At 62.6% G+C, this 25864-nt stretch carries 36 protein-coding genes and 1 riboswitch; of the genes, 31 read left to right on the top strand and 5 right to left on the bottom strand.

Annotation, left to right across the window (positions count from 1 at the left end; genetic code table 11):
- Positions 1 to 30 precede the first annotated feature (30 nt).
- The 6 genes from GGQ90_RS24220 (at position 31) to GGQ90_RS24240 (ending at position 3406) form a co-directional block, all read left to right on the top strand.
- Positions 31 to 735, top strand: coding sequence for a hypothetical protein (locus tag GGQ90_RS24220; protein ID WP_021228352.1), 705 nt, complete (start codon positions 31 to 33; stop codon positions 733 to 735).
- A 165-nt stretch (positions 736 to 900) separates the two neighbouring features.
- Positions 901 to 1695, top strand: coding sequence for an N-6 DNA methylase (locus tag GGQ90_RS24225; protein WP_040603955.1), 795 nt, complete (start codon positions 901 to 903; stop codon positions 1693 to 1695).
- A gap of 31 nt (positions 1696 to 1726) precedes the next feature.
- Entirely contained in the window at positions 1727 to 2068 is a 342-nt protein-coding gene (locus GGQ90_RS24230) for a hypothetical protein (protein ID WP_021228354.1), read from the top strand.
- Positions 2047 to 2514 (top strand): hypothetical protein, encoded by a 468-nt coding sequence (locus GGQ90_RS29900; protein WP_343054073.1) that lies wholly within the window; start codon positions 2047 to 2049, stop codon positions 2512 to 2514. The genes GGQ90_RS24230 and GGQ90_RS29900 overlap by 22 nt, the downstream gene beginning before the upstream one ends.
- A complete protein-coding gene (locus tag GGQ90_RS29905) occupies positions 2505 to 3104 on the top strand; it encodes a deazapurine DNA modification protein DpdA family protein (RefSeq protein ID WP_425506123.1) in 600 nt (199 codons plus the stop codon). Before GGQ90_RS29900 ends, GGQ90_RS29905 begins: the two co-directional genes overlap by 10 nt.
- The gene (locus GGQ90_RS24240; protein WP_021228356.1) at positions 3101 to 3406 is read left to right on the top strand and encodes a hypothetical protein; all 306 of its coding nucleotides are present in this window, start codon (positions 3101 to 3103) and stop codon (positions 3404 to 3406) included. Before GGQ90_RS29905 ends, GGQ90_RS24240 begins: the two co-directional genes overlap by 4 nt.
- 21 nt (positions 3407 to 3427) lie before the next feature.
- On the opposite strand, the gene GGQ90_RS24245 is transcribed toward GGQ90_RS24240, so the two are convergent.
- Genes GGQ90_RS24245 through GGQ90_RS24255 form a run of 3 tightly spaced genes read right to left on the bottom strand, consistent with a single transcriptional unit; the run spans position 3428 to position 6048 of the window.
- Positions 3428 to 3988, bottom strand: coding sequence for a type II toxin-antitoxin system VapC family toxin (locus GGQ90_RS24245; RefSeq protein WP_246428425.1), 561 nt, complete (start codon positions 3986 to 3988; stop codon positions 3428 to 3430).
- Positions 3969 to 4334, bottom strand: a complete 366-nt coding sequence (locus tag GGQ90_RS24250; RefSeq protein WP_236616934.1) for a hypothetical protein — start codon at positions 4332 to 4334, stop codon at positions 3969 to 3971. The genes GGQ90_RS24245 and GGQ90_RS24250 overlap by 20 nt, the downstream gene beginning before the upstream one ends.
- Positions 4318 to 6048, bottom strand: coding sequence for an ABC transporter ATP-binding protein (locus GGQ90_RS24255; RefSeq protein ID WP_021228359.1), 1731 nt, complete (start codon positions 6046 to 6048; stop codon positions 4318 to 4320). Before GGQ90_RS24255 ends, GGQ90_RS24250 begins: the two co-directional genes overlap by 17 nt.
- 188 nt (positions 6049 to 6236) lie before the next feature.
- On the opposite strand from GGQ90_RS24255, the gene GGQ90_RS24260 reads away from it, so the two are divergent.
- From GGQ90_RS24260 to GGQ90_RS24295, 8 genes are all read left to right on the top strand, one after another.
- On the top strand, positions 6237 to 7433 hold the full coding sequence (locus GGQ90_RS24260; protein WP_223178429.1) for a DUF932 domain-containing protein: 1197 nt from the start codon (positions 6237 to 6239) through the stop codon (positions 7431 to 7433).
- Positions 7434 to 7518: 85 nt separating this feature from the next.
- Positions 7519 to 7731, top strand: a complete 213-nt coding sequence (locus GGQ90_RS24265; protein WP_125999077.1) for a hypothetical protein — start codon at positions 7519 to 7521, stop codon at positions 7729 to 7731.
- A gap of 85 nt (positions 7732 to 7816) precedes the next feature.
- A complete protein-coding gene (locus tag GGQ90_RS24270; protein WP_021228361.1) occupies positions 7817 to 8302 on the top strand; it encodes a hypothetical protein in 486 nt (161 codons plus the stop codon).
- A 58-nt stretch (positions 8303 to 8360) separates the two neighbouring features.
- Positions 8361 to 8422: riboswitch (Fluoride riboswitch) on the top strand.
- Between the two features lie 26 nt (positions 8423 to 8448).
- Positions 8449 to 8838, top strand: coding sequence for a fluoride efflux transporter CrcB (gene crcB / locus GGQ90_RS24275; protein ID WP_021228362.1), 390 nt, complete (start codon positions 8449 to 8451; stop codon positions 8836 to 8838).
- A gap of 183 nt (positions 8839 to 9021) precedes the next feature.
- A complete protein-coding gene (locus GGQ90_RS24280; RefSeq protein WP_084515015.1) occupies positions 9022 to 9198 on the top strand; it encodes a YegP family protein in 177 nt (58 codons plus the stop codon).
- Between the two features lie 160 nt (positions 9199 to 9358).
- Entirely contained in the window at positions 9359 to 10198 is an 840-nt protein-coding gene (locus GGQ90_RS24285) for a hypothetical protein (RefSeq protein WP_021228364.1), read from the top strand.
- Between the two features lie 376 nt (positions 10199 to 10574).
- Positions 10575 to 10976, top strand: a complete 402-nt coding sequence (locus GGQ90_RS24290; protein ID WP_021228365.1) for a response regulator — start codon at positions 10575 to 10577, stop codon at positions 10974 to 10976.
- On the top strand, positions 10973 to 11353 hold the full coding sequence (locus tag GGQ90_RS24295) for a response regulator (RefSeq protein ID WP_021228366.1): 381 nt from the start codon (positions 10973 to 10975) through the stop codon (positions 11351 to 11353). Before GGQ90_RS24290 ends, GGQ90_RS24295 begins: the two co-directional genes overlap by 4 nt.
- Before the next feature lie 98 nt (positions 11354 to 11451).
- On the opposite strand, the gene pyrE is transcribed toward GGQ90_RS24295, so the two are convergent.
- Complete coding sequence (gene pyrE, locus GGQ90_RS24300) at positions 11452 to 12015, bottom strand: orotate phosphoribosyltransferase (protein ID WP_021228367.1); 564 nt, start codon at positions 12013 to 12015, stop codon at positions 11452 to 11454.
- Positions 12016 to 12222: 207 nt separating this feature from the next.
- On the opposite strand from pyrE, the gene GGQ90_RS24305 reads away from it, so the two are divergent.
- The 6 genes from GGQ90_RS24305 to GGQ90_RS24330 all read left to right on the top strand — a co-directional run bounded on the left by GGQ90_RS24305 (position 12223) and on the right by GGQ90_RS24330 (position 16447).
- A complete protein-coding gene (locus tag GGQ90_RS24305) occupies positions 12223 to 13488 on the top strand; it encodes a hypothetical protein (protein WP_021228369.1) in 1266 nt (421 codons plus the stop codon).
- 52 nt (positions 13489 to 13540) lie between these two features.
- On the top strand, positions 13541 to 13975 hold the full coding sequence (locus GGQ90_RS24310) for a DUF4262 domain-containing protein (RefSeq protein ID WP_021228370.1): 435 nt from the start codon (positions 13541 to 13543) through the stop codon (positions 13973 to 13975).
- Positions 13976 to 14000: 25 nt separating this feature from the next.
- The gene (locus tag GGQ90_RS24315; RefSeq protein WP_021228371.1) at positions 14001 to 14312 is read left to right on the top strand and encodes a hypothetical protein; all 312 of its coding nucleotides are present in this window, start codon (positions 14001 to 14003) and stop codon (positions 14310 to 14312) included.
- A 137-nt stretch (positions 14313 to 14449) separates the two neighbouring features.
- Positions 14450 to 14911: a hypothetical protein gene (locus tag GGQ90_RS24320; protein ID WP_188084218.1), complete on the top strand. Its 462-nt coding sequence runs from the start codon at positions 14450 to 14452 to the stop codon at positions 14909 to 14911.
- A gap of 15 nt (positions 14912 to 14926) precedes the next feature.
- Positions 14927 to 16009: a DUF5983 family protein gene (locus GGQ90_RS24325; RefSeq protein ID WP_021228374.1), complete on the top strand. Its 1083-nt coding sequence runs from the start codon at positions 14927 to 14929 to the stop codon at positions 16007 to 16009.
- Between the two features lie 24 nt (positions 16010 to 16033).
- Entirely contained in the window at positions 16034 to 16447 is a 414-nt protein-coding gene (locus tag GGQ90_RS24330) for a hypothetical protein (protein ID WP_021228375.1), read from the top strand.
- 14 nt (positions 16448 to 16461) lie between these two features.
- Here GGQ90_RS24330 and GGQ90_RS24335 read toward each other — a convergent pair whose 3' ends face one another.
- The gene (locus GGQ90_RS24335) at positions 16462 to 16626 is read right to left on the bottom strand and encodes a hypothetical protein (RefSeq protein ID WP_021228376.1); all 165 of its coding nucleotides are present in this window, start codon (positions 16624 to 16626) and stop codon (positions 16462 to 16464) included.
- A 128-nt stretch (positions 16627 to 16754) separates the two neighbouring features.
- Between GGQ90_RS24335 and GGQ90_RS24340 the strand changes: the two genes are divergently transcribed.
- The 11 genes from GGQ90_RS24340 (at position 16755) to GGQ90_RS24390 (ending at position 25850) form a co-directional block, all read left to right on the top strand.
- Positions 16755 to 18428, top strand: coding sequence for a sensor histidine kinase (locus GGQ90_RS24340; RefSeq protein ID WP_188084219.1), 1674 nt, complete (start codon positions 16755 to 16757; stop codon positions 18426 to 18428).
- Between the two features lie 66 nt (positions 18429 to 18494).
- Positions 18495 to 19064 carry a DUF5983 family protein gene (locus GGQ90_RS24345; protein ID WP_021228378.1) on the top strand — a complete coding sequence of 190 codons (570 nt, stop codon included), beginning with the start codon at positions 18495 to 18497 and terminating at the stop codon, positions 19062 to 19064.
- On the top strand, positions 19061 to 19903 hold the full coding sequence (locus GGQ90_RS24350; RefSeq protein WP_021228379.1) for a hypothetical protein: 843 nt from the start codon (positions 19061 to 19063) through the stop codon (positions 19901 to 19903). The genes GGQ90_RS24345 and GGQ90_RS24350 overlap by 4 nt, the downstream gene beginning before the upstream one ends.
- Before the next feature lie 62 nt (positions 19904 to 19965).
- Complete coding sequence (locus GGQ90_RS24355) at positions 19966 to 21168, top strand: ATP-binding protein (RefSeq protein WP_021228380.1); 1203 nt, start codon at positions 19966 to 19968, stop codon at positions 21166 to 21168.
- Positions 21169 to 21180: 12 nt separating this feature from the next.
- Positions 21181 to 22479 carry a hypothetical protein gene (locus GGQ90_RS24360; RefSeq protein ID WP_021228381.1) on the top strand — a complete coding sequence of 433 codons (1299 nt, stop codon included), beginning with the start codon at positions 21181 to 21183 and terminating at the stop codon, positions 22477 to 22479.
- 24 nt (positions 22480 to 22503) lie between these two features.
- The gene (locus GGQ90_RS24365; RefSeq protein WP_084515001.1) at positions 22504 to 22806 is read left to right on the top strand and encodes a hypothetical protein; all 303 of its coding nucleotides are present in this window, start codon (positions 22504 to 22506) and stop codon (positions 22804 to 22806) included.
- A 37-nt stretch (positions 22807 to 22843) separates the two neighbouring features.
- The gene (locus GGQ90_RS24370; protein WP_152528141.1) at positions 22844 to 23059 is read left to right on the top strand and encodes a hypothetical protein; all 216 of its coding nucleotides are present in this window, start codon (positions 22844 to 22846) and stop codon (positions 23057 to 23059) included.
- Positions 23060 to 23237: 178 nt separating this feature from the next.
- A complete protein-coding gene (locus GGQ90_RS24375; protein WP_021228383.1) occupies positions 23238 to 23444 on the top strand; it encodes a hypothetical protein in 207 nt (68 codons plus the stop codon).
- Entirely contained in the window at positions 23441 to 24391 is a 951-nt protein-coding gene (locus GGQ90_RS24380) for a hypothetical protein (protein ID WP_188084220.1), read from the top strand. The genes GGQ90_RS24375 and GGQ90_RS24380 overlap by 4 nt, the downstream gene beginning before the upstream one ends.
- A gap of 622 nt (positions 24392 to 25013) precedes the next feature.
- Positions 25014 to 25484, top strand: a complete 471-nt coding sequence (locus GGQ90_RS24385) for a DUF736 domain-containing protein (RefSeq protein ID WP_014076245.1) — start codon at positions 25014 to 25016, stop codon at positions 25482 to 25484.
- Between the two features lie 87 nt (positions 25485 to 25571).
- Positions 25572 to 25850: a hypothetical protein gene (locus GGQ90_RS24390; protein ID WP_021228385.1), complete on the top strand. Its 279-nt coding sequence runs from the start codon at positions 25572 to 25574 to the stop codon at positions 25848 to 25850.
- The last annotated feature ends 14 nt before the right edge of the window (positions 25851 to 25864 follow it).

Below are 25864 nucleotides of genomic sequence, written 5' to 3' on the forward strand. Positions count from 1 at the left end.
AAAATCCTCTCAAACCAGAAGGACAATATCATGACCGACGCCACCGCGCCGTGCGCATCCGCGCGCCTGTATAGCCAGACCGAACATGACGACCGCGGCAACTTCCACTATGAAGGCGACCTCTATCGCGCCGGAGAAGCGTTGCCGTCGCTTGCCTCCCGGATCGAGCGCCATTTGGCACAGCATTTTGCCGAATCCACCTTCGCGATCCGCACGGAGAAATTTTCCGGCGGGCGCAAGGTCATCGCGGAGATTCTCGATGCTCCAACCGACCTGACCGGCCGCGACGCGCAGAACGCTTTCATCGTTGAAGTTCGCGATCAGATGGAACGGTTTGGTTCGACCCGGACCAATCCATTGCAGGATTTCTGGTCGTGCAGCTTCTACTGCGAAGTCCGCATCGCCCAGGCCTATTGGTCTGCGTTGGCAAAGCGCAGCGGTAGCCGTAATCCGGTCGATACGGTGATATCGTTGGCGGCCTTCAAGAAGCGGATCAAAGCCGGCGACCAGTTGAAACTGATCGACGCACCGGCCGGTCATCGCCTGCTCGGCACGACCCGCGAAATCACGAAGGTGCGCTCCGGCGACCTGATCCTTGAAGGACGCTCCTACCTCAGCTTCCCCCGAGCATCGGCCTTCGCCTGTGACGGCCGTCTGATCCGGATCGCCATCGGCTCGGAATATGGTCCGGATGACCACCTGCTGTACGAGTGGATTCGCCTGAACGCCGCCTGAGCAAGGCCTTATCCGCGCCTGCCCTCTTCAGTCCGCGCAAATTCCGGGCGGTCACGAAAAGCGCCTCGCAAGAGATTCTGCTGCGGTTGGGCCATCCGCCCACGCCCACGCGCCCCCCCAATCACCGATCCGGAGGCTCCGATGCATGAGCCCTATCTCAAGGCGATGGCGACGCTGCTCCGCCGCAGCCAGCCGCGCCACGATCTCTACACCGTTTTCGGCCACTGTATGGAGGCCATGGCACTCGCAATGGCCAACAGCGTCGATCTGCGGCAGCGCGAGCCACGCGAGGCGCGCTATCTCGACATTGTCGGGCAGTACCGGCCGGATGTGATCGATCTGTTTCCACGAGTCCTCGCCGAACTGGTGCAAGCTCTCGAGGTCTGCCCGGGCGATGTGCTGGGCGCGCTGTTTCACGACCTTGAACTGCACAACAAGGCGCGCGGCCAGTTCTTCACCCCTTACACCCTCAGTCGCTTCATGGCCCAGGTGACCATCGGCGATTGCGAAAGCGTCAAAGCGATCATCGGCGGCCATGGCTTCGTGACCGCCATGGAACCGGCCTGCGGCGCGGGGGCGATGGTGATCGCGCTTGCTGAGGCCATGCGCGACCTTGGTATAAACTATCAGCGCCATCTTCATGTCACCGCGATCGATATCGACCCGCGCGCGATCCACATGGCTTATGTCCAGCTCTCGCTGCTGCATATCCCGGCGCATCTCATGGTTGGAAACTCCCTATCGGGCGAAACGAGCGAACATTGGTACACACCGGCCCATATTCTGGGCGGATGGAACGCCCGGCTCGCCCATCGACGACGCCAAGAGCCTGCCGGTGAGACGCTCGTCCATGCTGTCGAAGCGCCGCCTGCGCCGGCCCCGATGAATCACGCAGTTTCACCGTCGCGCGAGCCCCGAGCATCGCCGCCGGCCATGCCGCAACAGTTGAGCCTTTTCTGAACCCCACGATTTCACATATCTGGAGACCGGCATGTTCCATCATGTCCATATCACCGCGCTCAGCCGGACGCCGGCCGGGATGACAGTCATAACGCTTGCCATCTGCGGACCACGCGGCGGCATGCGCGCCGTCGAGGATATTTCTATCGAGGAAGCCGAGGAGATGGCGGCGCGGCTTCAGACGGCCATCACCGCTGCGCGCGCCGGGCTCGGCAAGGATCCGGCCGATGTCTTCGTCCAGGATGTGATCGGTCAGCTCGGTGACCCCGCTCTTGCTCTCGATCCATCTTTCCGCAGATGGTGTAGCGCGCATCATGGCCTGCTCCGCGCTCGGCAGGCCGCAGAACGCTGGTGCTGCTGGCACGCGGCCTGAGCCCCATGGCGATCGAGATCATGGTCGGCCTTCCGCACTTGCGCGAGGGGCCGATATTGAACTGCGCCCGTGTCATGCAGGTGCCGACACTCATCTCGGCGAACGCGCTCTCGCGCTGGCATCGCAGCAAGGGCTGGCCTGAATGGCAGGGGTGGCGCCTCGATTTACTGAAAAATGCCGGCGGATTGTCCCGCATTGCATTGGACAGTGCGGGATTCGTGGCTTTGTCGCGATACTCCGCATATCCTTGGGCAACTGAGGACTATCTCGATCTCGCCGCAAGCTATCCGTTCCGCTGGTTCGCCAGCATGGACTATTGCGTCGAACCCGAAATCGCACCCGATCGCGAAGAGGTGGCGACCGGATTTCGAGAACCATCCGGGTCAACCGCGATTGCTGGCGCGGCGCTCATGACCGCGGCATTGCCCATCGCTTCATGCCGGTAATACAAGGCCGGGTCGCAGGCGATTATGAAAATTGCATCGATGCGCTGAGCGATATCATCGACGCGGTACCTCTGATTGGTATCGGCTCCATGTGCCGCAGACCCGTAGGCGGCAGCGATGGGGTGATCGCCATCTTCGAGCATCTCGATCGCATTCTCGGCGCCAAGACGATGATTCACGGGTTCGGCATAAAAGGCACGGCCCTCAGCAAGCTCCGCGGGCTCGAACATCGTGTCGCGTCGACAGACAGCCAGGCATTCGGGCTAGCCAGCAGAATCGAGGCGCGCCAGCGCGGCATCTCCAAGACCGACGCCTTCGTCGCCGATCATGTGGAAAGATGGGCGCGCCGCCAATATGCGCGATCCGCCCGCGCTCCCGCGCCCATACAGGGCGAGCTGCCGCTCGGCCCCGATGACCGACCGCCACGCGATCCATGGGAGAAGGCGATTGCACAGGCGCGCGCCGAAATCCGGACGCTGATCGAAGAGGGGCAACTGTCGCACGACGAAATTTCCGAACCGTGGATCGCGCAATGGGCAGCCGACATCTTCCAGGCCGAACCGCTTGAATCCGCCGGGGACTCTCGATGATCCGCCACGGCGAAAGCATGGAACGCATCGTGCCCGGTCTATATGCGGGGAACGAGGTGAGGGCCGAGCGCCACCGTCGCGGCTGGGCATTTCAGATGAAATGCGGCCAGCTCGGTCGCCAACTCTGGTTTGAATATTCTCCGCACGGACTGTGGACCGCCATCGGCATCTGGCGCAACCTGGACACCGGACTCTGGGTGGCCGCTCGCCTCCGCGCCGGAACGCATTTCTGGGATGAAAGCTGCCAGGCCGCGCGCCTATACGGTGATGACGTCTATTCCATCCTGCGCGATGAAACGTGACACGAATAGGTGAACCAGCGGTCAGTAGAGGATCAGGCCCGTCCCCGGCATGAGTTGATCCAGAAAATCGAAATCGCGCCGGTTTCCCGTCAGCAGATCGCAACCTGTCGCCGCAGCCTGAAGAAACAGTAGGGCATCGTTGAGCAGCGCGATGGAATGCGGCTGACCGGAAAGGCGTGTTGCCATTCCTGCCAGCATGCCTGCCTCGCCGAACACACGCGAAGAGGGCACGCTCAGGCGATGCTCGGGAATATCGTCGATCGTTCGCCCCAGCATCTTGAGAACAGACGCTGTGCGCTTGTCGGCCGGATCGAGCGCACCCATCAGATGGGTCATTTCACCAAGCGCCACGCTTGAATGGTTGACGATCCGGTTTTCCAGCAAGCGGTCTACTTCGAGAGACGTCTTGCCCTGAAGCACGTCGATATAGACGCAGGTGTCAAGCAGGAGCTCCCGGCCGACGACGGCTGCCTTGTGAACGAGCGGCAATTCCTCTTCGGACCGCCGTGTCAGTCTTGCTGCCCGCCGCTGCGGCCTGATCCTGCGTAGCGACGCCTTGCGATCAAATCCCAAGCGCAACATCCGCAGGAATGGAACCCTTCCGGCCTACCAGCCTGGCGCCGAAATCATCCTCGAGCGCCACTTTGGCAAGAGCATATTCGACGAGATCTGTGGTCGAGGCAATCCCGCTGCGCATCTTGGCGCGATTGATGAGTTCACGCGGCACGCGCGCGCCGACGGCGCTGTTCGTGCCTGACAGCAAGCCTGCCGCTTTCGCGGCGGCCACGACCGCTTCATGTCTCAGGGACAAATGATCTTCGTGCTTCGTCGCCATCGGAAACTCCTTGCGTTGAACATATAGGCCATTTTGTAAAACATGCAAGGCGTTGGCGGGAAGCGGCCTGCCAGCATCATTCTTGCGGAGCAAGCCAGAGATCCTGATAGGTCACGCATCGCCTCATCAGCTCCGCATGCGTTCCGCTGCCGACCAGCTCACCGCCATTCATGAAAAGGACCTGGTCGGCACCCTTCGCTGTCGCCAGCCGATGGGTGATCATGATGAGCGTCGTCGCGCTATTGGTCCTGCCCCGCAGCCTCGCGATCACATCGGCCTCGCTGCGCGGATCGAGCGCGGACGTGCTTTCATCCAGGATCAAGACCGGCACGTCCACCCCCGCCAGGCGCGCAAGCTCCAGCTTCTGGATCTGGCCTCCCGACAGGCGTTCGCCCTGTTCCCCCAATTCCATATCGAAGTCGATCGGTCTTCCAGGTTCGTGGAAGCGCCAGACATGAAGAAGTTCCTCGACGTCGCTGATGGGCTGGTTCGCCGGGGGATAGAGGATGTTTTCCCGCAACGACCGGTTGAACAGGCCGATGAACTGCGGGGCGTAAAGAATATAGCGATGACGCTCGCCCCAGGGGATCGTCGCAATATCGACCCCTGCAATTTCAACTCTTCCCGCGGCAGGTGCGAGCACGCCGGCAAGGATTTGGGCAAGCGTGGACTTGCCCGACCCGTTCGGGCCGACAATGGCGACGAATCGGCCTGAGGCGATATGCAGCGAAATCCCGGCGAGGGCGGGCAGGCCATCATCATAGCGGAAGCTGAGATTTTCGGCGGCGAGATCGGCGTTGGCAAAGCGGTCGGGCTGCCAGGAACCCCGCTCATCCTCGGCATTCGTCAATGCCAGAACGTCGCGAATGTTGGCGATCGCGACACCGGCCTGAGCCAGAATATAGCCCAGCGAACTCAGCGGAACCGTCAGTCGGAAGGCATAGGTCTGCAACAGCACGAATTCGCCCGCCGTCATTCGCCCCTTGCCGACATCGAGACCGGCCAGCATGAGCAGCGCCACAAGCCCGGCCCCCACGATGCAGAACTGCAGCGCCGCCATGACAGTCAGCGAATGGTACATGGCCGCGCTGGCCTGCCGCTTCGCGCTTAATGTCCTGCCCACATAGTGGAGTTCGCGGTCGAGAGCGCCGTTGAGGATGACACGGCGGGCATTGCGCACGATGTCGCTGATCGTGCGGGACACATGCGATGCAGCCGCATTGGTCGCGTCGGCATGCACACGGTGGCGTGCCGCGCCCATCCAGGTCGCCCCGAGGAACCCCAAAAGCGTCATGCCGAGGATCAGGACATAGCGAGGCTCGATCAGGCTGGCGATCACCGCAAGACTGGCGAGAGCCTGGAGGAACACGGGCCCCAGCCGCCAGATCAATCCTTCCACGACCAGCGTCAGGCTATAGGGCAATCGCTCCAGCATGCCGGGAACGCGTCCGCTCCGGCTGTCGCGTGCCGCCGTGATTCGAGGCAGGGCGGCGCCAAGCGCATGGGTTTTAAGCTGCCGCGCCAGTGCATCGACCATTTTCGCGGTGCAGGAAAGCCTGGCCGTTTCCAGGATGGCGGCGGCCGCCCAGCATCCCACGAACAGCAGGATGTACAACAACAATTGCATGGGCGGTCCCACTGGTCCGGCCAGCGTGTCGATCAGCAGCTTGAGCGCATAGGGACCGGCGACGCCCATCGCGATCACGAGGGTTTCCAGGGCAAAAGCCTCCGTCAGGCTTCGCCTGGCACCGAGGTCCGCAGACAGCATCAGCCGCCTCAGCCGGACCAATATGCCGAACGTTGTCACTTTAATGGCCTCCTGGCGATCGATGGAAGAGCCAGAAGGAAGATTCGGAACGCGGCCTTTATCCTAGCGGCAAATCAGGCTGTTGCGAAGCCGGGATCGCGAGACGCCGGAAAGGGAAGGGAGGGGCGGGAATGTGACGGGAGACGTGGATCGTCCCGTCGTTCCTCTATCTCAAGGAGATGGTTCCCATGGCGACCCTTGCCCGCATGAACGAAGCGCCCCCCGCATCCGCCCCCTATCGCATCGATGTCTCGCGTGGCCGAATGAGCAGCCGCGTATCGTCGGAATGGTTCTCCCGGCCCGACGATGAGAAATATCTCTCGCTCACCAGCCTCTATGATGCCGTTCGTGGCCGCGCGGACCGGGCGACCACGCGCATCGTCGAAAGCCGCGCGATCCGGGTCGAGGCGAAAAGTGACAATCCCGAACGCCTGATGCTGATGGCGCCCGGCGATGATCGCCCCCTGGCGCCGACCAACTGGTCCTTCGGCCAGGTGGCGAGCCTCGTTGGGGCACCGGCTTCCTATCTGCGCCAGCTTCCAGCGGCCCTTGCGGGCATCAACCTGCAACATGGGCTCATGACCCACCGCGGCGAGCAGGTCAAACTGCTGCAGACGGACAATGGCAGAACCGAACTGCGCGCTGCTACCGGTTCCGAATATGGGCGCATTTTCGACTGGGAACTGGTCCAGGCTGTAATGGCCTTTGCCGGTGATGGTGTCGGCGATACGCGCTGGAAGGTGCCTGGCACAATCCAGTGGGGCAGCATGACCTACAATCCCCACGTGGATATCACCAAGGAGATGACCACACTCTACGCATCGGACAGAGATATTTTCCTGTTCCTCGTCGATGATACGCATCCGATCGAGGCAGGAAAACTGCCAAATGGCGATCCTGACCTGTACTTTCGCGGCTTTTATGCCTGGAACAGCGAGGTCGGCTCGAAAACGCTCGGCATCGCGACATTTTACTTGCGCGGAGTATGCGCGAACAGATGCCTTTGGGGTGTCGAGAATTTCGAGGAAGTCAACATCCGTCACTCGAAATTCGCCGGCGCCCGTTTTGCCCATCAGGCCGCTCCGGCACTCGAGCATTTCGCGAATTCCTCGCCGTCGCATTTCATCTCCGGCATCAAGGCCGCCCGCGAACGGATCGTGGCGCGCAAGGACGAAGATCGCGAGCCTTTCCTGCGCAGGCGCGGCTTCTCGAAGGCCGAAACCACGAAGATCATCCAGACGGTGCTCGCCGAGGAAGGCCGGCCGCCTGAATCCATCTATGATTTCGTGCAGGGCATAACCGCGCTCGCACGGTCGAAGCCCCATCAGGACAGTCGCCTCGAACTGGAAACCAAGGCCCGAAAGCTCCTCGAACAGGCGCTTTGACGCCAGGCCTTCGTCCGCTTGTCGGCTCTTCAGTCCCGCATCCTGGTCCCGCGCCAGGATGCCCTTCGTCATGAAAGGATGCCCGATGCGTCCCCATCAATCCGCCCCCCTTCAGGAATTCACCGTCGATGTCGCCTTTTTCAGCGGCGCAGACCCTTTCGCCACGGAGACATATCGGATACCGGCCGCGACATGGTTCAGCGCGCAGCAGCAGGCGCTGCATATGTCGGTGAACAGCGTCTACGATAATGCGCGCATTCCCGATCTCCGTCGCACCGCCACCGTCCGGTCCGCCTGACGCTCATCTGCGATCAAGTCGGCCATAGCCAGCCTCTCCGGCGCATCGTGCGGCGGAGTGGCCGGTCCCGATCAAGGACATCATCATGCAAGAACCCGACGATTGCATGTGGCGCGCGCTGCTCGATTTCCGCGCGCGTCATGGCCGGCGCTGGAAGGACGCGCTCACTCTTAAATGGATGAACGGCGATGACGAACGGGAGCCAAATAGCGCATCGCTTCGCATGATCCGCAACCAGTTCGGGCCATCCTGGCTCTGGGACTTGCCCAGGCTTCGCCTCGACAACGCGGCGCGGCGTCTCACCAATCTGGAAAAACTTCCAGATATGTGCGCCTGTCCTCATCCGGAGACCGGCGAGACCATCATCATCAAGCGCGGCGAGACCGGCTATTGGCCGATGCCTTCGCTCATCGCCGTCGATACGTTCAATGCCAGTTTCAATGCGAGGCCCGCCGCGATCGCAGCCATGCAAGCCGGCGCCATGTTCGGATGGCATGTCGAGGCAGCCAATCCCGATCGCTATGATGCGGCCGGCCGCCCCCTTGCCGGTTCCGGCAAAGCCGCCGGTTAAGGCATCTTCTCGCCAGTTGCGGCACCTTCTTGCCGACGATGGTCAGCATTGCTATCCCGATACCGAAGGGAATGGTGTCTCCCTCAAAACCGCGCTATTGCTGATGACGCCTGCTTTCGCGCTCCCGGGCGCAGAAGGAGGCGTGCGTGGGTTATCTTCTGGTGTTCGTGGGGTCTGGTATCGGAGGCATGCTGCGCCATGCCGTCGGCCTTCTGGCCCTGCGATGCTTTGGCGCAGCCTTTCCTTTCGGAACGCTCGCCATCAACATCGTCGGCTCCTTCCTCATCGGCCTCGTTGCGGAATATTGGGCACTCAAGACCGGTCTTCCCCCGTCTGTGCGCCTGTTCCTGACAACCGGCGTCATCGGCGGCTTCACAACCTTCTCGACATTCTCCCTCGAAGCCGTGCTGCTGTGGGAACGGGGCCAGCCGCTTCTGGCCGTAACCTATGTGACCGCTTCGATCCTGCTATCGATCGCGGCCCTGTTTGCCGCACACTGGCTGATCCGCTTCCTGCACGCGCCGCCCGCTCTCTGAGGCCATGAGGCGAACGCCTTGTGCCACGCCGACCTCAATTGGTCTTCTACGCGCAGAGGCGGTCTACGCTTCGCCCGGTGTCCAGGACCCTCGATCTTGTCGGCAGACATGCCGATCGGCTTGCAAGCGATCGTTCCGGCTGTAGACTTGTTCGACCATTGTCTGGGAGAAGGGCCACGCAACATGGCGCACAAGTTCGAAATCTATAAGGACAAGGCTGGCGAGTTTCGCGTACGCTTCAGGTACAATGCCGAGATATTGTTCTCGACCGAGGGCTACAGCAGCAAAGCCTCGGCGAAGAATGCGATCGACTCGATCAAGAAAAATGGCCCTGAAGCGCCCATCGAGGACAATAGCTAAAGGCCCGGCGCCAGGGTTCGGCACCAACTTTCCCAAGCGACACCTTGCCCTGGTTGATGCCTATGACCGCTATATCCACAATCAAATGGCAAGGCGGCGTGCCGGCCACGTTCGGCCATGTCCATCCTTTGAGCGCGGGAGGCCTTTAGTGCTTTAGCCTATGACCGATCGTTACAGCTTCGACGGCGCGCCCTTCGAACAGGATATCTTCTCGCATTTCTTCCTCAATGTGGCCCAGGCGAATGTGGCTGCTGCTGAACGCTACGGCGAGGACAGGGCGGCCATTGCGCAGGCGGTCGATCGGGCAATCCTCACCGAACTCCAGGTCATCCTGCCCTCGATGAATCCGGCGGCTTTGCTGGGTTTGCGCGCCGGTTTTCCCGATGCGATCCGCCACCCTGCCTTCGGCAGGGCCTGGCTCCTCATCCGCGAGGCAGCCTCCCATTATAGCGACTTTCTCGCGATCAGTTCTTCGGTCGAACCCGCGATCATCATGGCCGCGCTCGATATTCCCGTCATACCCTTGCGCGGGACCGATATCGACAGCCTCGCCCCGCCAACAAGCGATGTGGACAGGCTTCTCGAGCTATGGGACACGCCGCCGCATCCGATCGTCGGCTTCGAGCCTGCATCCCTCGATCACTATTTTCTCGTTTCCGGATCCGTCCGTTCGTTGCGGCGCTGTCTCGCCGGCGATCCGCGTTTCCAGCCGTTGCGCGCGATCATGGGGCCTTCGGACTTTCCCCTGCCGAAGCGCCCCACCGGCACCTGCGGCATAAGACCCAAGCAGCAGGGCCAACGCATCGGATCCGTCTGGCACAAGGATAATTCCGACGGCCCCCTCATCACTATATTCATTGGCGGATGGATGGAGGACGGCAGGCTCTGCGACGACGGCGCGCCGCTCCATCAACCGATGCCGATGCGTATTCTCGAATATATCATGCGCCACGGCGTGCTGGCGATGTCGATCGTGCAGAAGCCCTCGGGCAAGACCTGATCGCACGCCCGCAATCTTCACGTCGCATCACGGCCTCCATCCGTCGACGGATGAACCCGATGCTCTGGCCTGTCACCGGCTTCCCGCCTATGCGCGCGCCGGGCCGCGGCTTCAAAGCAGCATATGGCCTCCACTCCTGACGGTGACTCCATGCTGCAGCCGCCGTCAGGAGACCAGCCAACATGCTGAAATAGACGTCGATTCGCGTCGTTCCCTATTCTGTAACGTCGATAGCCAGGCCCCTGGATGGCTATCACACGCCCTTGCGCCAAATGGTTCCAGCCCCGCCAAAATAAATTCGTTCAGTCGGGGACCAATCAGCGCGTGAATCGTTCACCCGGCAGAGCAAAGCGAAAAGGCGCATAGGGGGACTGTAGTGGTGATACCATCCGTCGCCGAAGATCTTCGGCAGCTCCACATTCTCGTTGTCGACCATGATCCGTTGCTTCGAGCCTTCCTGGCAGACGATCTCCGCGAGGAAGGCATGACGGTGATCGAAGCATCGAACGCCGACGAAGCGCTGACCTATTGCCAGTCGAACGCACCTGTCGACCTTGTCTTTACAGATGTGCAGATGCCCGGCTCGATGGACGGTATTGGTCTGGCACACAGGATCAGCAAAACGGAACCCAGGATTCCCGTTATTGTCACTTCGGGCGCAATCCCGGTCGACAGCCTCGATCCCGGGATCCCGTTCATCGCGAAACCCTATGCTGTGAAGGACGCCAGAACACTGATATTCTCGACCTTAGGTCTGGAGCCACAGGACACCGAATGACAAGCCTTCTGCTGGTGGAAGCCGATATTCTGGTGCGCACGGCACTCGCGGCTTACCTTCGTGAATGCGGGTTTAGGGTGATCGAAGCCACGAGCATCGCCGAAGCGCGCATGTTCCTTACTGACGTCAACGCCTCCATCGATCTCGTTCTGGCCGAAATTGGGGGAACGGATGAGGATGGCTTTGCCCTTGCGTCCTGGATCAGAAAGGAGCGCCCTGCGATAGATGTCATTCTCGCTGGTACGCTCGAGACGGCCACGAAAAAGGCCGGGGATCTGTGCGAGAGCGAACCGTCGGTGACCAAGCCCTATGATCACCAGCTTGTGCTGGATCGCATCCGCCGCGCTGTCGCGGGCAGAGAACGTGGTCGCACATAGACCGATAAACTGCGCCAGCCACATCATAGCCCGTTGTTCACCTGCCGGCCGGCTTATCGTCGACATAGCCGTCATCTCGACTGAGCAGTCCGACATCGTCAGTCGAGAAGATCACCCTTCTGCATCGCAGCAAAGACTGGAAGGCCGGGCGCAGCGGCAATTGCGGGTGGTCCATCTCCCCGCCATATGGCGCAGACCACAGCGATCACCTGCGCGCCTGCCTCCTCGATCAGCCGGGCGGCGTCCGCGACCGCGCCGCCGGTCGTGATCACATCTTCGACAAGCACCACGCGCTTGCCCGCGATGTCGCCACCTTCGACGGCTTGGCAGGTGCCATAATCCTTTGCCTTCTTTCTTACGAAAGCGGCCGGCAGCCCGGTCTCAAGCGACATGGCGGTTGCGATCGGCACGCCGCCAAGCTCAAGTCCGGCAAGAACCTCACTGCCCTCGGGCAAGAGCGAGACCATCTCGGCCGCCACGTGCCTTAGCAGCGCCGGGTCAGCCTCGAAGCGATACTTGTCGAAATATGTCGATGAGGTCTGGCCCGATCGCAGGCGAAACGCCCCCTGCAACGAAGCAACGGCTTTGACGGCCTCGGAAAGCGACGGATCGATCACGACCGGACAATGACATAACCGCGTCGCGGTCGCCAGCAGGACCACCGTCGCTGCGATCCGTCGTCAGATGGCACGGCGAATCCGTCGCATGCCGATCCCAACCACGCCCGTCATGATCCGATCCCTGGAGAAGAGGGGGAGAGATGGCGTGATCCTCGAGGAGATCGCGCATGCATGACAATCCTCTCAAAAATTCCGTCCAGCATGGTTGCGGGCCGTCGCTGCCTTCCTCCGGTGCCGAGGCCTTCCGCCATGATTGAAGCTTCGACAGCCTTCGATCCCGCCGACGCGCGATGCTGGGTCGCGCGGGGCCGCCCCGAATATCATGCAGAGCAACTCGCTCTCGCATGGGCTGACTTCCCCGATCTTCCGAACGAGGCGCCAGCCCAGGACCGGATGGCCCGCATTCGCGAGCGCGTCGCGGCGCTTCGCCCCCTCAACGACGCCATCCGCAAGGAAGGGGAGCGCGAGCGGAAGCGCAGGAATTTCGCCTTCGTCGAACGCCGCATCGCCGAAGGGAAGGCCGACGCGCGCGATCATTTCATCCTCCAGGCCTCCGTACGCCATGGCTATGACTGGGACGACGCGGTTTACTATGCGGATGGCAGTATCGCAGCAATATCAGGCTGGGAGCCGCGCCGATGCTTCCATACTTCGTCTGGCGCTAGCGCTGATCCCCTCGACAGCGCCTATGCCCAGGGCTTTCGCGATGGCGATGGCTGTTTCGACGATCCGTTCGATGCCGCGCGGCGCGCCTATGCCGCCGCCGCGGCCGCCACGCAGCGTGAACCACGAACCGCCTCTGTCCAGCCGATGTCCCGGCCGCTTCCAAGCAGTTGGCCTTTCCCGACAGATGCGCCGCGTCCCACGCGATGGTCCAGGCGCCTATTGATCATAGGTGCGACTGCCGCCGCGGATGCAGGCCTTGCGCTTCCTGCCATGTTCCAGTCCCGGTCAGGCCATCAGGACATGACAATGATCCTTGCCGTTCCCGGCCAGGGATTTTGCCTTTGGGATAGCGTCGGCAATGCCGAAACGGAATGTGCGCAGAACCCCTTGCCTGTCCTGCTCGCCGATGTCGATCCCGACGATATTCTGGTCGTTGCAGACGGCGATGATCTCGACTGGATCGACCATCACGCCGCTCTCCTTCCCCTCTGCCGCACGATGGAGCGGACGCGAAACTCGGTGATCCAGCAACGCGGCCAGTTTCGCGCCTGGATCGATCGTGGGCTCGATACCGGCGAAATCATGGCCGGCGGGCATATCTGCTGGACGAAGGTCGCCCAGGGGCTCTCCGGCCGCCTTGGCGAATTTATCGCCCGCTATGGCGGTCCCGTCCGCCCGCGCGGCCATCAGATCGTCGTCGAGCTCACAGACGGAACGTCCGCAACCGGCTTCATGACGCCGCAGGGCGACCTGCTCAAGCCGGAAGCGATCATCTCCAACAAGGCGCATTTGCGCAAGCATATGGCGGCGATGCTGCGCCGCTTCGCCTCCGCGATCCCGCGCTATTGACCTCTCTTCGACCACGCGACGCGGGCTCGCATCGCGAGATTGGAAACCCATCATGATCATCCCCACGACCGGCAGGGCCATCATTCAATCCAACATCGACAGGACGGGGCAGCATATCTTCGCAATCTTCCCCGACGCCGACAATGCGGGCTTTGCCTACACGATCGGCAACGCGCGCCCGGGCCTCCCCGAGCTGCTGATTATCGGAAATTTCGCGCCGATCCTGATGGCATCGGTTCTCAACGAAGTGGGCCAGCGAATGCGCCAGACGGACCATGTGCCCGACAAGGATATCGATATCGGCGGCGCTTTCCCGATCCGTCCCCGCCTTGCCGGGGCTGAGGCTCGCACCGCATTCACCATCCAGGTTGGGCGCTTTCTCGGCCATGATGAATATGCCGTCGTTCAGCTCCTCCTGCCCGATCCGATGGGCTTCTATCCCGGCGAGCCAGGATGCGACCCTCGTTACGACGTTCCCCGCCCATGATGCCCTGCCATTGAGGAACGCAGCCATGCGCCCGACCACGAAAATCACATATACCGAACCAGGCCAGCAAAAGCCGGTGTCCCTGATCGTCAGGCAAGCCGGATATCCCAACCTCCTGGTGGAAACGCTTGAGCATGCGTCGCGCGGCTATTGCGAACGCCGCGATCAGACCGGCCTTGGCGCCAGCGCTTTCCCGGAAGCCGAACTCATGCGCGACGGCGTCATCGTCGGCCGCATCAGCTATAACGGCCGCATCTGGCATCCCATCCCATGGCGGCCGGGCGACAGGCCCATCTACGACAACGCAGCTTGCCATGGCGGCGAGGCCGAGAGCTGACATCCGCTTCAGCCCAATCCGGCCCATTTCTGCAGAGTTTCCAGACCGCTCGGCGGACCGCGAAGCGGAGCGGAGGGGGAGGGGGTGTGTGGGAAACCGCGAGCAGCATTGCGCGCCCATGTGAAGGAAACCCACCGATGGATATGATCACCTGCAGGGCCCGCATCGGCGGGCAGGCTCCGCTTTACAGCTACCGCGTCCTTGTCCCGCTGGACCAGCTCACTCCCCTCCGTCGTCATCGTGTGGTCATTCTTCATGCCGTGACACCGGCCGGACGACAGCCCTGTACCCGGCTCGCCGACGTGCTGGCGCCGAACCGCTGGTTCGAGCGCTATCTCGCCATGCATTGCGGCCTGGCGGCGCGGCTCAATCTCGTCTCGCGGCGTGTCGAGGCCATCATCCTGCACGCCATTTTCCCTGAAATGACCGCGCGTCTTGTTCCGCCGATGCTTCAGATCGATCATGGTCCTGGCGAGGCCAGCCATCGCATATCCGGCATCGATCTCAACGCAGCCTTCGATAGCCTCGCACCGCGGATCGAGACGCTGATGGCCGCCGATCTCGGGCTTTGCACCGACAATCAACGCCGCGCAGCCTGAAGCAGGATCCAGCCCATGACCAGCCATGCCTCATTCCGTCTCGAAATCGCCGCCTGCCTTTGGGAAACGGTCCTGAACTTTCGCGACCGGCCTCCCACCGATCCCGATGCCCTCCAGCGTGCCCTCGCCATCCATAGGGCATTCGACAGGATTGGAGCTGATTCCCTACGTCCCATTGTACTCAGCTGGACCCCTAAGATCGAACGCGCATGGCAGGACGTCGATGACGATTGCCCCTTCGGTTGCGACTGGGCCTATATAGGCCGATGGATGGTCGAGAATGTCGACTGGACCCATCCGCACCACCCGGTCCTGCACTCCGATATGACGGGACAGGATGCTGAACAGGCTCCGCCAACCGGCATTGGAGAAGCGGCATCGTCGGCACCGACAGATACAGCCAGCTGCCAGGATCACCTCGCCCTTTTGGCGCGGGCACGCTCCGCCATCGAATATCCCGATGACCTCGCAAACCATGCACGGACCCAGTTGATCGCGGAAATCCGCGGCGCCGAGGATCGAATCGAACGATCGCCCTTGCCTTGGCCGGTCCATCTTCATGCCGCCGCTATCGAGCACCGCTATGGCACCAATATCCATGCCGCCATCGATGCGGCCACGCTGGACGCGGAAATCGCCGCGTGGTGCCGGGATTGGTGGAAAGAAACCGGCGATGAACGCGATCCCGCCACGCTGGATGATGAGACGGTGATCGCCGTTTATTTCGACGGACATCCGTCGGACGGATGCGCAAAGGACCAGCTGCAGGTTGTGCCGCCAGGTCTCAAGGCAACCAGCACTTCGGAACCGGTGGAAATGGGACGCTATTGTGTGCTCTCGACCGCGCATCTCACGGTCCAGACCGCCGGCCTTCTCGATGGCTGGGCATCCTGGCCGCCGACCGAGCGGCCGATCGACATCGCCGCCTCCGTCTACGGCTGGTTCGTGCCCACGCGGTCGCTCGAAGAAGCGCGCCAGGCGCAACTGCCGGCAGACCTGCTGCGCTTGATGGCCTTCGGCAGGAGCCGAGGCTTCCAGTTCCTGCTGCTCGATTGCGACGGTGACCGCTCGGATGATTTGCCGGTCCACGACTGGTGATCCCACACTCTAAAGGAAATCCCGATGATGGGAACGCTTGAGCGCGCCGCGGCACCCAGCTGCTCGGCCAGTGCGCAGACACCGCCGCCACTTCCCGCCCTACCGCTGGAACGAGGCAAGCTTTATCTTCGGCTCTACCATGGCCGCGCCACGCCCGACGAGCAGATGGAGGACTGGGGCAGCGATGGCCCCGTTATCGGACCGCTCGCCTCGATCCATGTGACTTATATGTGTCATCTGAAATTCGCCGCGGCCCCGGATGTCATTGAACGCTTTTTCCCGGAGGTCATGGCGCAGTGGCAAGCCAGCGGCGTCAGTAACGGTCATGGGCCGCTTTGCGACTGGCAGTTCAACGTGATCGACGATCTCATCGAATATGGCGGCATCCTATATGGGGATTGGTCGACTTTCCTCGCCGACGATCATGCTGCCCGCTAGCGCGTCCCACCACATCATGCGCCATCGGCGCTACCCTCCAGCAACGACAGCAGCATCACATGGAGGGCATCTTCCGCGCGCTCCCGCCTTGTCGCATCGCTCGAGGCCAGATCCTTTCGCATCCAGTCGGGCAATCGCCGCACAAGGTCGCGCAGTTTCACATCGTTTGATTGGCTCATCACCCTCCCTTTGCAGGACGGTCATCCCGGCGGCAACCGTCTTGCCCAACTGGCATCCGCAAACCGGGATGAAGGGGGAGGGGGCGGCGCAAGGGAGGCGGACAGACGGTCCGTCGTCGAGACCGGAGATGATCATGCCTCTTCCCGCCACCATCCAGACGGCCGTCAGCCAGGACGCGATCCGCCGCGCATCTCGCCTTTTCTCGGGGGATAGCCGCGACTGTCTCCAGGAGCTGTGCCAGAATGCGCGGCGGGCCGGTGCTACGCGCATCGCCATCGATCTCACCCGGCAGGACGGCCGCTTCTCCCTTCATGTTCGCGACGATGGTTGCGGCATCGACGATCCGGCCGCCCTGCTGCTGCTCGGACATTCCGGTTGGGACCATGACATCGCACGGTCCGAAGACCCCGCCGGCATGGGCATGTTCAGCCTTGCCGGCCGCTCCGTCGAAATCCAGTCCTTTTCGCCATCCGCCGGCACGGCATGGAAAGTGCGCATACCGGCCCAGGCATGGGACAGCGGCGCACCGCTTGCCCTTGAACAAGGCACGATCGGCTGGGGCACGCTGATCTCGATCGAAATGCCCGATGACTGGCATTTCGGTTTACACAGCATTGTCGCGGATATCGCGCTCCACTTTCCCTTGCCGATGACGATGAACGGGGTGTTGCAGCCGCGGGAGGATTTCCTCAAGGATGCGCTGCTGGTCGAAGACGCCTGCGGCTGCCGTATCGGCGTCTACAATCTCGACCCTGACTGGCAAGATGGCCGCCGCATCAACTTTCACGGTTTGCGTGTCAAATGCCCCTTGCCCACCATTCGCGAAGTCAAGGACAGCTTCGACCACTGGGCCGTCCGGATCGATATTGTCGACGCGCCTGAAATCCATCTGGTACTCCCGGCCCGCAAGGACGTTATCGAAAGCACCGCACTGAAGGTTCTTCGCGAAGCCGCGGAACGGGCCCTATACAAATTCATCGCCACCCAGCCCGATCATCGCCTCCCATTCTCCGCCTGGAGACGGGCGCACGAACTTGGCGTTGCACTTCCTGAGGCCCGCTCCGGGCTTTCAATGTGGCGCCCGGAAACGGCCGACGACTGCCATGGACGCGCCAGCGCAATCATGGCTCCTCAAGGCGCAATGCTGATTGTTCCCACGACGGACCCCGACATCGCTCAAGCTCTGGCGCTCGCTCGAGACAAGATGCCGCTTCAAGATTTTCACCTGGTCGAAGCGGAAAGCTCACTACAAGGCTATGCCTGGTACGACGAAGTGCCGATCATAGAGCAGGCCTCCCTTCGCATTCACCGTGATGGTGCTGAATATCATTATGATGACGAGACCTGCCTGCCCGCTGATTTGGCTTCCGGCCTCGTCGACAGAATCGTGGCCGAGCTGATCGTCGCCAATACCAGGCACGAGGGTGCGTTGCGGAGCATCCATTCCGTCGAAATCCCGGCTCTTGTCTGTCGCAATGGAGGTTGGGATCTCGAAGAAGCCATCATTCTCGCAACGCACGAGGGCGGCATGAAACCGGACCGCCTGGGGCGCTTGATCTACGCGACGTTATTCTGTTCGATCGACGATGGCGACAGCGATAGTTGGGAAACCCAGTCATATACGTTCGAGCGCGATGCCCGGCAGGAAGCGACACGGATTCTTCTCGGAGAAGACGCAGCCGTCCTTGAGGCCATCAGTATAAACGCACGGGAGCATCTGACCTGGCTGATCCCGCAGAATCGCAAGATCGTCATCCACGCTGAGCGCGACGCTTTCACCGTGGATTTCCTCTCGAACTGAACCGCCGGCGGGAGTGTCTGGCGCTCCCGCTACTCCTATCCGCCGCCCCAATGAAGGAGACCGGCCATGCGCCGCTTCCCCGTTTGCGCCTGCTCGACGGCGCATCTTCCCCTTGCCGAGCGCGACACTATTGACGGTCTGATCCGGAACGCACGCCGAAGCGGCGGCCGCCTCATTGTCGATCATCCGCTATTGTCGATCGAGCCACACCAATATGGCTTCTGGATCCATCTTGGCCTGCTCGATGACTGGCCGGAGCGCCCCGACGACCTTTCCCCTGAGATCTGGGCTCTGCTGACCCACGCCCGCACGACCGGCGCCAACTGGATCAGCTTCGACCGCGACGAACCGCCCTGCGATCGATTTCCGGTCTTTCCCGCAACTACGGAAATAGCGGCAACGCAATCCGGCGACCTTGCCGAACCGGTGGCCACCGCGAGGCCTGTGGCCGGGACGACCGTGCGCTGCGCCTCTTGCGGCAGCGCGGATGTGATGCGCGACGCCTGGGCCTGCTGGGACGATCACACCCAGGACTGGGTGCTGGGCTCGGTGTTCGACGCAGCCTTTTGCGAAGCCTGCGAGAACGACACGACACTGGTCGTGGAGATCCTTGAAACCACGGAGATTGCAGCATGACCATGCCATCGGCCTCCATCGACCACCCTGTCACCCATGTCGCGCTCAGCAGCCTCGAGCGCTCGGCCTTGCAGGTCGCTCTTTTCGATCCCGCATCCATTGCGTCGATCCGCAGTGGCGCGCGCCTCAACCTGATCGACGCGGACGACAGTGGCACGCTCAAACATGTCGTCGCCCTGGCCGATTATCCCGATGCGCTCTGGCACGCGGTCGCGTCCGCCCTTGTCGAAGCTCCAGCTCCCGTCCCTTCACCAGTCTCGCTGGCCGAACTTTATGCGTCCCGCGCCGTTCCCGATCCGCAGCTGAGTGCCTGCTTCATAGCGCTGATACCCGCCGAACTGGAAGCGGCGCTCGAGGCCGAGCATCCCGATGCGCTGGACCGACGCGACGCTATCGGCGCGCGGATCCATTGCATGCACCAAATGCGCTGGTTCAACGATGTCTTCGCCTTCCTGCCGCCCGAAGCGCTGTCGCAAACCGGCTGGCAGGCTGCCGCACGGCAAATCGACCAGCCCGATGGGCCTCGCTGGGAACCGGAACTTCTGCTGCGCCGCCGCTCGCTGTTCCACGATCCGATGCTCGACCGCGCGGCTGCGCTGATCCGCGAGATCGAGGCGTCGCTCTGGATCACCTGCGAAGAACCGTTCGGGGCCGGGCAGGATTTCGACGCCTATCGAGCTGATCTGCTCAGCCAGGTGATGGCCGACCCCTGCGCGCTCGGTATCCTCCACGATGACCGCGATCACCAGTTCACTCTTGTGGCCGACGCGCTCGAAGCGGCCGGTCATGACTGGCGCAATGCTGGACCCATCATTCTTCCGGCTGCGATCGCCGCCTGAATTCCCCCTCCACATTCAACGCGAACGACCGCCTTCTGGCGGTCGGTCAAGGAGTATGTCCGATGAACATTCCCATCAGCAATTTCACCCGCGATGCCCGCGTCCCGCTCGGCCATTGCTCGACCGGTCCCCTCGAACTGGATCTCGGCAAGCTGATGTCGGGTCGCTGCCTGATCCAGGGATCATCGGGCGCGGGCAAGAGCCAGACGCTGCGCCGGATCATCGAGGAAGCCTTCGACTATCTCACGACCATCATCGTGGACCCGGAGGGAGAGTTCGCCAATCTCGCCGCGCATATCGGCGCCACCACCGTGGTCGCGCGCGACTATGCCAATGACGGGCTCACCGCACTCGCGCTGCGCACGCGCCAGCACCGGATCGCGTTGCACCTCGATCTCACCGATCTCGAACCCGATCACCGCATCGAGAAGGCGGCCGCCTTTTTCGCCGGGCTTCTGTCAGCCCAACGCGAACATTGGGCGCACACGGTGCTGGTATGCATCGACGAAGCGCATCTGCTGGCACCGCATATGGCAGCGTCCGCCCGTGATGCGGAAACCCGCCGCCTGGGCGTTGCCACGCTGACCGACATGTGCGCCCGGGGGCGCAAACGCGGCATCGGCACAATCATCGCTACGCAGCGCCTCGCCAAACTCGCCAGTTCGGTGGTCTCGGAACTGCATAATCATCTGATCGGCCTCAACGTCTTCGACCGCGATGTGGCGCGCGCCGCGGACCTGCTCGGGTTCGGCAGCGATCAGGCAGCGCTATTGCGCCTGCTTCCACCCGGCGAGTTCTTCGCCTTCGGTCCCGCGCTGTCCGCCACGCCCGTGCTCGCGAAGATCGATCCGACGATCACGCCGCATATCGGCCGCACGCCTGACCTTGTGGCCGCTGCCGACCTCGGCCCGGACGAAAGCCGCACTTTGCTCGACCTTGAAAATCTGCGCGAGGTTGCGCCGGTCAGGACCACCCATACTGCCATGCGGGGGCAGCGCGCGCTCGATGCCTTTCTGCTCGACCCTGCCGCTCCCGCCGCCGCACGCATTGTCGGTGCCCTGGGAAACATTGCACCTAATGCCACTACGTCCGACGATCTTGCCCGCCATCTTGCGCTTGCCGCCAATGATGTCGACGCCGGACTGGATCTGCTCGCTACCATCGGCGCGTCCGACACGATGCCGCGCGGGGATACGCGTATTGCGCGTCTGTCGGCCCGGTTGCGCCTGCGCGTCGTCGATACGCCCGTCGTCGGTCTGGTCTGAAGGAAGCGCATCATGACCCATAAAAGCTTCGATCTCGACGCCGATATCGTCGAACTGATCCCCTTCGTCCCCGAGGCGGAAGCACTTCCGACCGCGCCGCTTGCAGAATTGGCCTTCCGCGCGGATGCATGGCTCCCTGATGAGACGGCGCGTCTGCGCGCCGCTTTCGCCGACGATCGCACGATCGATGAGATAGCGGCCATGCTTGGCAGGCCTCGGGCGGGCGTCGCCACGCGTATCCATGATCTTGGCCTGCGCCGTAACTCGCGGCGGTCCTGGGCCGAATGGGACGACGAGGAGATGGCACGATGCTATGCGTACGAACCGACGGCAACGCTGGCCGCCCGGCTCGGCCGCGGTGTAAGTGCGCTCTATGCTCGCGCACGGCTCCTGGACCTGTCCGAGCCCGGATCGCCCCCCTACAGTGGATGGGAAGATGCGCAACTTCGCGCCGGCTACGAGAAGGGCGTTCCCGTCGCCCAGATCGCGAGCCTGATCGGCCGTCCGTTCACTGGCATCATTGCCCGCGCATCGACATTGGGCCTGCGCCATGCCTGTCAGCCCGACGACTGGAGCGACGCGGAAATGACCCGTGCGCTCGAACTGGCATCGACCGGCGCACGCTATGTCGCCATTGCGCAGGTTCTGACGGCCGAAGGCTATCCGGCCCGCAACGGTCGCAGCCTCGGGCAACGCCTGCGAAAACTGGGCTATGGTCGGGGCTGGGGACGTCCATGGATTGCTGAGGAAGACGATCTTCTGCGCCATGCCTACACGACCGGCGCGAGCCTGACGCCGCTGCGCGAACGTCTTGGGCGTACGCCGCACTCGATCCGATGGCGGGTCGAAGCGCTGGGCTTGCGCGGCACCCATGTCCATCGCGACGGCTTTCGGCAGGGGCCCGTCTGGACAGCCGAGGAAGAAGCCCGGTTGCGGGAGGACTATGGCAAGATTCCGACACGGCAGATCGCCGACCAGATTGGCCGCGGGGTGCGCGCCGTTCTCTACCATGCCAACCGGATGGGCCTTACCCACGGGTTCATGCGCGCGTTCAGCGCCGACGAGGACAGGGCGATCCGCAATGCCTGGACATATGGCGTCTCGATGGTCGATGTCGCCCAGGCGCTGGGCCGCGATCCCGCCGTCATCGGCAAGCATGCCGCGCGTATCGGCTGTCGGTTCAACGATCCTGCAAGGCCTGTCCGAGGCCCGAAGACCCGGCGGGCAAATCGCACGCCTGTCACGCTTCAGAGCCTGCTCGCGCTCGATCCTGCGGACGCGGTCGATGTCGACCTTCCGCTCGCTGCCTGATCCTGTTCCAGCACGGAGGTCACCATGTCATCGTCTGACCATCGCGGCCCTTCCGCGTCACTATCCGCACGACCCGAATTTACCTATTCCCGCTGGAGACATGGCGGCTGGTATGTTCACGGCGTCCGCTACCCAAATGGTGCGATCGGTTGTGTCTCCCGAAACTATCCCGACGGCAAATGGCGCATCGTTTGCGATCCGCGCCCCTTCGAGAAACGCCCCACCTTCCAGAAGCGCGAAGACGCCGCCATGGCCGAATGGCGACTGGCGCAAGCGGAAGTTCTGGAAAGCAATGGCGGCACTCTGCGCTGCTGCTCACAACCCTGATCCTCGACACCCACCGTCAAACCGGATGGAGGACATCATGCCATCTGCCTGGAAAACCTGTTGCTGTTGCGGTCAATATGCCGGCCATTTCGAGCAGCACTGGAATCGCGATACCGGCTATGGCCTTTGCGAGGATTGCATCGACTATTGTGCCCGTGGCGAAACGGCCGAGAGTTTCGAGCGGACCTTCGGGGTAGCGGGCGTCCATTATGCCCGAAGCCCGTCCCCCGGCATCCTGCGGAATTCGGACTGAACGACGAAGCCCACACGATCCCCAAGAGATCGCGTTTTAGGCTCTCCGAGCCGATCAGGCTGATGATCTACGCGAGCACGTTACCAATCCCCATCGGCGTACCACTCGAAATACTGGTGCCGCTGCCGACGATCTGTCGATCGCGGCCTGATTTTTCGCCTATTCTACTGGAGGCTCCATGTCCCCGCCAGACCAAAGCAACGGCTTCTCGCCCTTGAGGAAGAAACTTTCCTCCTTCGATCATGCCCTCAGAACCGCACAGCAACTGCGAGGTCAAACCGGGGTTCCGCATTATGTCGTGCACGGCGTCGCACCCCTGCAATCCTACAAGGTTACGATGCGGCCGCCGGCCTGGCCGGACCGCTGGCTGGCGATGGTCGCATGAGCGCGGGCAGTCGTGCGCCCGTCGTCGCGGCATGGGGTGCGGGCACCAATTCGACTGCGATGATCATCGAACTGGTCCGCCGCGGCGAAATCCCGGACATGACGTTGCTGGCAGCCATGCCCGAGCAGCCACACACGAGGCGGCTTATCCCTGTCTTCCACCAGTGGATGGACGATCATGGCGTTCCCAACGAGGTCGTCGAATATCAGGCCCGGTTCTTCAAGCATTGGCCACCCTACACCTCGCTGCTCGATGCGTGCCTGACGAACGGCACATTGCCGTCGATTGCCTTCGGGCAGCACAGCTGTTCGGCCCGGCATAAAATTTCGCCGCAGGATAAGTGGGTCAAGGCATGGCCTCCGGCGCAGCATGCCTGGGCGAATGGGCGCAAGGTTATCCGCCTGATCGGCTACGACTGCTCCGCCCGGGACAACCAGCGTTATGCTCATCGCGAAGGGCATGTTTCAGATCTTTTTGAGTACAGGTACCCCCTTCGGGAATGGGGTCTCACGCGCGAGGATTGTGAACACATCATCGCAGATGCTGGCTTGCCAAGATTTTGTAAAAGTTCATGTTTCTTCTGCACGGCAATGCAGATTTCGGAGGTCCGCGCACTGCCTCGCGAGGAATTGCGGCTCATCGTCCTGCTTGAAGCGCGCGCCGCGCCGAGGCTTCGAACCGTTGAAGGGCTATGGCGCAAATCGACGAAAAAACGTCCCGGTTCGATGACCGCGTTCATCCGTGCCGAAGGGTTACTCGATCCCGGCGAGATCGACGAGATCATCGCCAACGCGCCTCTCGATCTTCTTGAATTCCAGCGTGCGGCCGCTGCTGTTCCGATCGAGCAACGATCCCATATCCGCACATGGATCGAGCGTTTCAATGCCGGTCGAGCCTGTGCTCCCCCGCCCGCCAATGATCCGGATGACCTCCCCCGGACGGCTTGATCCCTGGCTCCAGCGCGGCATGGGACATATCTGGTGCCGGCGGCCTTGGCACCCATCACGGACGTTGGCTGAAACGATCAGTGCAGTCAGCACAAAGGCGTCGTCCGCCGCTTCGTAGTCCATCGCGATCCATGCGCTTTGCTGTGCGTGCCATAAGCTATCCCCGATAGGGACGAAGTGTTCGGCGATCCCGCCGTGCGGCCCGCCACCACCCCCTGATGGTTCCCGCTACCGGAAACGCACCGGCCGGTGCCGCCCGGCATGGACCCGTTCGGTCTGCCTGCAGGAACCGCCTGATCATGCCGCCCCCGCCGCTACCGCTACTCCCGCCGGCGTAGCGCCAGCGCGGCTACCGCCGCGCCTCCAGCCTCGCTCCCCAACCCCTCTTCGGCCCCGCATCTTCCACCCCGGCTCCGCGCCATGCCGCGGTGGTCGCGCAGAGTTGTGGGCGGGCCGCGGTGTTGCGCGTGGGGCAGGCGGGGAGGCGTCGCGCGGGAGGCATGCGGAGCGCTGTCCCACGGGCGGGCGGCGCGCGGGGAGAGGGCAGGACAGAGAGGAGAGAAGGACCGGGGAGGGTGTCGCCGGAGAATGGTCTTCGAGCGACATTCGAAAGGTCAAGACGATGAACATCGGTGAAATCTTCAATGTGAACAACCGCCTGACGGGCTCGATCGCCACCCGCACGATCGACCTGCCCCGCATCGGGCTGCGCAAGGTGATGAGCGAGAACGAGAAGGCTCCGGTCTACGAGATCCTCGCCCTGAACGTCGCACGCCGCTGGGTCCAGATCGGCGCGCTGTGGGAAGCCGTCTCGAAGCGCACCGGCGAAGTGTTCCTCGCCGGGAACATCGACGATCCCAGCCTGCCCGAACCGATGCCGATCGCGCTCTTCCCGGCCGATCACGGGGGCTACATGGTCGCGTGGCGGCGCGACACCATGCGTTCCGACTTCGGCGGTGGCATGGGCGTCAGCCGCACGAACTATGACGATCGCGGACCGCGCGATCAGGATGGCTTCGGCGGCAGCACTGCCGGTGCCAATGGCGAACTGACCGGCGCGGGTGCGCCGTTCGGCGAGGAGGATCCGTTCTGATCGCCGGTTGATCGGAACAGGTTCCGGGCCGGGGAGGCGTCAGGCTTCCCCGGCCCTTTTCTTTTCTCTTGTCTGAGGAGGCAGCCCATGCCGCTCCCTTCGTTGCACGACCTCGCCCCCTTCGCCGATCTCTCCGCGCTCTGCGCAGCGATCATGGCCAGTCCCGCCATCCGGGATATGCTTTCGCCGCCGTTTCCTGCGGCCCATGTTCCGGAAATCCCGGCCGGGATCACCTGCGGCGAGATCATCGCTGCCATTTACGACCTGCTCGAGGGCACGCCCTTTGCCCCGCATGCCGCTGAAATCGTCGGGGCCGGCCTGACGCGCTCCGCTGCCTTCGCCGGCATCCGGGCGAGCATGCACTGATCCGACACCATGGG

The organism is Sphingobium scionense, assembly GCF_014197035.1.
Taxonomy (GTDB): Bacteria; Pseudomonadota; Alphaproteobacteria; order Sphingomonadales; family Sphingomonadaceae; genus Sphingobium; species Sphingobium scionense.

Coding starts and splice junctions, on each gene's coding strand:
- GGQ90_RS24220 (WP_021228352.1), top strand. CDS start 31: ATGACCGACGCCACCGCGCCGTGCGCATCCGCGCGCCTGTATAGCCAG.
- GGQ90_RS24225 (WP_040603955.1), top strand. CDS start 901: ATGGCGACGCTGCTCCGCCGCAGCCAGCCGCGCCACGATCTCTACACC.
- GGQ90_RS24230 (WP_021228354.1), top strand. CDS start 1,727: ATGTTCCATCATGTCCATATCACCGCGCTCAGCCGGACGCCGGCCGGG.
- GGQ90_RS29905 (WP_425506123.1), top strand. CDS start 2,505: ATGCCGGTAATACAAGGCCGGGTCGCAGGCGATTATGAAAATTGCATC.
- GGQ90_RS24240 (WP_021228356.1), top strand. CDS start 3,101: ATGATCCGCCACGGCGAAAGCATGGAACGCATCGTGCCCGGTCTATAT.
- GGQ90_RS24245 (WP_246428425.1), bottom strand. CDS start 3,988: ATGTTGCGCTTGGGATTTGATCGCAAGGCGTCGCTACGCAGGATCAGG.
- GGQ90_RS24260 (WP_223178429.1), top strand. CDS start 6,237: ATGGCGACCCTTGCCCGCATGAACGAAGCGCCCCCCGCATCCGCCCCC.
- GGQ90_RS24265 (WP_125999077.1), top strand. CDS start 7,519: ATGCGTCCCCATCAATCCGCCCCCCTTCAGGAATTCACCGTCGATGTC.
- GGQ90_RS24270 (WP_021228361.1), top strand. CDS start 7,817: ATGCAAGAACCCGACGATTGCATGTGGCGCGCGCTGCTCGATTTCCGC.
- GGQ90_RS24280 (WP_084515015.1), top strand. CDS start 9,022: ATGGCGCACAAGTTCGAAATCTATAAGGACAAGGCTGGCGAGTTTCGC.
- GGQ90_RS24285 (WP_021228364.1), top strand. CDS start 9,359: ATGACCGATCGTTACAGCTTCGACGGCGCGCCCTTCGAACAGGATATC.
- GGQ90_RS24295 (WP_021228366.1), top strand. CDS start 10,973: ATGACAAGCCTTCTGCTGGTGGAAGCCGATATTCTGGTGCGCACGGCA.
- GGQ90_RS24305 (WP_021228369.1), top strand. CDS start 12,223: ATGATTGAAGCTTCGACAGCCTTCGATCCCGCCGACGCGCGATGCTGG.
- GGQ90_RS24310 (WP_021228370.1), top strand. CDS start 13,541: ATGATCATCCCCACGACCGGCAGGGCCATCATTCAATCCAACATCGAC.
- GGQ90_RS24315 (WP_021228371.1), top strand. CDS start 14,001: ATGCGCCCGACCACGAAAATCACATATACCGAACCAGGCCAGCAAAAG.
- GGQ90_RS24320 (WP_188084218.1), top strand. CDS start 14,450: ATGGATATGATCACCTGCAGGGCCCGCATCGGCGGGCAGGCTCCGCTT.
- GGQ90_RS24325 (WP_021228374.1), top strand. CDS start 14,927: ATGACCAGCCATGCCTCATTCCGTCTCGAAATCGCCGCCTGCCTTTGG.
- GGQ90_RS24330 (WP_021228375.1), top strand. CDS start 16,034: ATGATGGGAACGCTTGAGCGCGCCGCGGCACCCAGCTGCTCGGCCAGT.
- GGQ90_RS24335 (WP_021228376.1), bottom strand. CDS start 16,626: ATGAGCCAATCAAACGATGTGAAACTGCGCGACCTTGTGCGGCGATTG.
- GGQ90_RS24340 (WP_188084219.1), top strand. CDS start 16,755: ATGATCATGCCTCTTCCCGCCACCATCCAGACGGCCGTCAGCCAGGAC.
- GGQ90_RS24345 (WP_021228378.1), top strand. CDS start 18,495: ATGCGCCGCTTCCCCGTTTGCGCCTGCTCGACGGCGCATCTTCCCCTT.
- GGQ90_RS24350 (WP_021228379.1), top strand. CDS start 19,061: ATGACCATGCCATCGGCCTCCATCGACCACCCTGTCACCCATGTCGCG.
- GGQ90_RS24355 (WP_021228380.1), top strand. CDS start 19,966: ATGAACATTCCCATCAGCAATTTCACCCGCGATGCCCGCGTCCCGCTC.
- GGQ90_RS24360 (WP_021228381.1), top strand. CDS start 21,181: ATGACCCATAAAAGCTTCGATCTCGACGCCGATATCGTCGAACTGATC.
- GGQ90_RS24365 (WP_084515001.1), top strand. CDS start 22,504: ATGTCATCGTCTGACCATCGCGGCCCTTCCGCGTCACTATCCGCACGA.
- GGQ90_RS24370 (WP_152528141.1), top strand. CDS start 22,844: ATGCCATCTGCCTGGAAAACCTGTTGCTGTTGCGGTCAATATGCCGGC.
- GGQ90_RS24375 (WP_021228383.1), top strand. CDS start 23,238: ATGTCCCCGCCAGACCAAAGCAACGGCTTCTCGCCCTTGAGGAAGAAA.
- GGQ90_RS24380 (WP_188084220.1), top strand. CDS start 23,441: ATGAGCGCGGGCAGTCGTGCGCCCGTCGTCGCGGCATGGGGTGCGGGC.
- GGQ90_RS24385 (WP_014076245.1), top strand. CDS start 25,014: ATGAACATCGGTGAAATCTTCAATGTGAACAACCGCCTGACGGGCTCG.
- GGQ90_RS24390 (WP_021228385.1), top strand. CDS start 25,572: ATGCCGCTCCCTTCGTTGCACGACCTCGCCCCCTTCGCCGATCTCTCC.